Source organism: Micromonospora sp. NPDC048843 (genome assembly GCF_040649965.1).
GTDB classification, from domain to species: domain Bacteria; phylum Actinomycetota; class Actinomycetes; order Mycobacteriales; family Micromonosporaceae; genus Micromonospora; species Micromonospora hortensis.
The window spans coordinates 1-2437 of record NZ_JBEZGJ010000352.1 but is presented as its reverse complement, the minus strand read 5'-3'; the positions used below and the strand labels follow the sequence as shown (position 1 = coordinate 2437).

The window sequence follows — 2437 nt, the reverse complement described above, 5'->3', positions numbered from 1 at the left end:
CACGAGCGGGCCAGGTCGAGTGTGGCGTCGAGCAGCGTCCGCCCCCGGTACGGGAGCAGTTGCTTGGCCTCGCCGAACCGCACCGACGCTCCAGCCGAGCCGGTCCCTGTCACAGTGGCGGTCCGGCTCGACATCCTGCGACCTCGCTGACCTCAGGTGGAGAGGTCGACCTCTTCCCAGCCGGGCGGCTCGTCGTGGTACGGCCCGCGCAGGATCACCGCCCACTCCAGCGCCCAACGCCGCTGCCCGATCGCGTTCGCGTCGACCAGGCCCGGCGCCCGCCGGCCGCCGCGCTCGGTCTCCAGGTACGCCCAGTCCAGGCAGTAGTGCAGGTCGAGCAGGGCGGCCGCGTCGGCCGGGTGCTGCGGCGCGGTGAGGATCCGCGAGCGCCAGTGCGGAAAGGTCTCCCCCTCGGCGATGTGCGGCAACCGCTCGACCAGCCGCTCGTCGACGGCCAGCGTCGGGTCGAGCTGCTTGCTCAGCCCGAGCACCCACGCCAGCGCGAAGAGCGCGTCGTGGTGCAGCACGAACGACCTGTGGTCGCCCTTGCCGCCCATCACGAACTGCCACTCCGGCGGGGTCACCATGTCCACCAGGTGCGAGCCGAGCAGCCAGCTCATCGCCGCCTGCGGGGGCATCCCGAAACAGCGGGCCAGGATCAGGTGCAGCACCGCGATTCGCGCCTCGATCTCCACTGTCGGGCGTAGATCGATCTGGTCACCCGGCTCCCAGACGAGGGGAAACTGGGCCGGCGGCAACGGCAGGCCGAGCCGGGACAGCTCGTCCAGGCTCGCCTCGCGCACCTCACGAGGGTCGGGGGCAGCAACGGTCACGGCGGATCTTCCTGTCTGCTCGCGCCGGCGCAAGGCCGGTTATCCCCCCTTGGCCTGCGACAATAGCGCTCCCAGGTGACCGGCACCACGCCAGGGCGACGCCGGATCGATCAGCCGATGCGTTCGATGACCAACGACGTCGCCGCCGGGGCCGTCGGCGCGATCCGCACCGCGTTGGCGGCCTCGGTCAGCGCTGCCGGAATCCGGGTCGCGTCGTCGGCACGCAGCTCGTAGAGCGCGTCACCGGCCCGCACCTCGTCACCCGGCCGCTTGTGCAACACCACACCGGCCGGCACGCTGACCGGGTCCTCCTTGCGCGCCCGACCCGCGCCGAGCCGCCATGCCGCAACCCCCATGGCGTACGCGTCGACGGCCGCGACGTACCCGTCCCGCTCGGCGCGGACCACCTCCACCTCGGCAGCCGTTGGCAACGGCGCGTCCGGGTCGCCGCCCTGCGCCCGGATCATCGCCCGCCAGGAGTCCATGGCCCGGCCGTCGCGCAGCGCCGCAGCCGGATCGGCGTCCGGCAGACCGGCGGCGTCGAGCATCTCCCGGGCCAGTGCGAGGGTCAGCTCGACCACGTCGGCCGGTCCACCACCGGCCAGCACCTCGACCGACTCGGTCACCTCGACCGCGTTGCCGATCGCCAGGCCGAGCGGGGTGGACATGTCGGTGAGCAGGGCGACAGTCCGCACCCCGTGCGCACCGCCCAGCTCGACCATGGTGCGCGCCAGCTCGCGGGCCTGGTCGACGGACTTCATGAAGGCGCCCGAGCCGACCTTGACGTCGAGGACCAGCGCCCCGGTGCCCTCGGCGATCTTCTTACTCATGATCGAGCTGGCGATCAGCGGGATCGCCTCCACGGTGCCGGTCACGTCACGCAACGCGTACAGCTTGCGGTCGGCGGGGGCGAGCCCGGCACCGGCCGCGCAGATCACCGCACCGACCTCGTCGAGCTGGGCGATGAACTCGTCGTTGCTCACCGCGGCTCGCCAGCCCGGGATGGACTCCAACTTGTCGAGCGTGCCGCCGGTGTGCCCGAGACCCCGGCCGCTCAGTTGCGGCACTGCCGCGCCACACGCCGCCACCAACGGGGTGAGCGGCAGAGTGATCTTGTCGCCGACGCCGCCGGTCGAGTGCTTGTCGACAGTCGGCCGGCGTACCGCCGACAGGTCCAACCGCTCACCACTGGCGATCATCGCAGCGGTCCACCGAGCGATCTCCGGGCCGGTCATGCCGTTGAGCAGGATCGCCATGGCCAGCGCGGACATCTGCTCGTCGGCGACAACCCCCCGCGTGTACGCGTCGACCACCCAGTCGATCTGCGCGTCCGACAGCACACCCCCATCCCGCTTGACCCGAATAACGTCAACCGCCGCAAAACCACTACTCATCAGAAGATCTTCCCTAGTCGGATGGAGATGCCGCCCCGCAACCGTGCCCTGGGACGGCGGGTGCCCACGACGGGGCCGGGGCCGACCGTGCCCGGCGGAGGGATCAAGCCTGGCTCCGGGCGGTCAGGCTTGATGTGCCGGCCGCCGAGGTACCCCGGTCGACCAGCGGCAGCGAGCGTAGCGCGCGCTCCAGGTGCCACTGCAGGTGAG

The 2437-nt window shown here is 71.7% G+C and carries 2 protein-coding genes; both read right to left on the bottom strand.

The annotated features are described in order from the left end of the window. Positions 1 to 152 precede the first annotated feature (152 nt). Positions 153 to 833: a DUF4272 domain-containing protein gene (locus AB0C20_RS35990; protein WP_112677367.1), complete on the bottom strand. Its 681-nt coding sequence runs from the start codon at positions 831 to 833 to the stop codon at positions 153 to 155. 110 nt (positions 834 to 943) lie between these two features. Further along, positions 944 to 2227, bottom strand: a complete 1284-nt coding sequence (locus AB0C20_RS35985; RefSeq protein WP_357188474.1) for a thymidine phosphorylase — start codon at positions 2225 to 2227, stop codon at positions 944 to 946. Positions 2228 to 2437 lie beyond the last annotated feature (210 nt).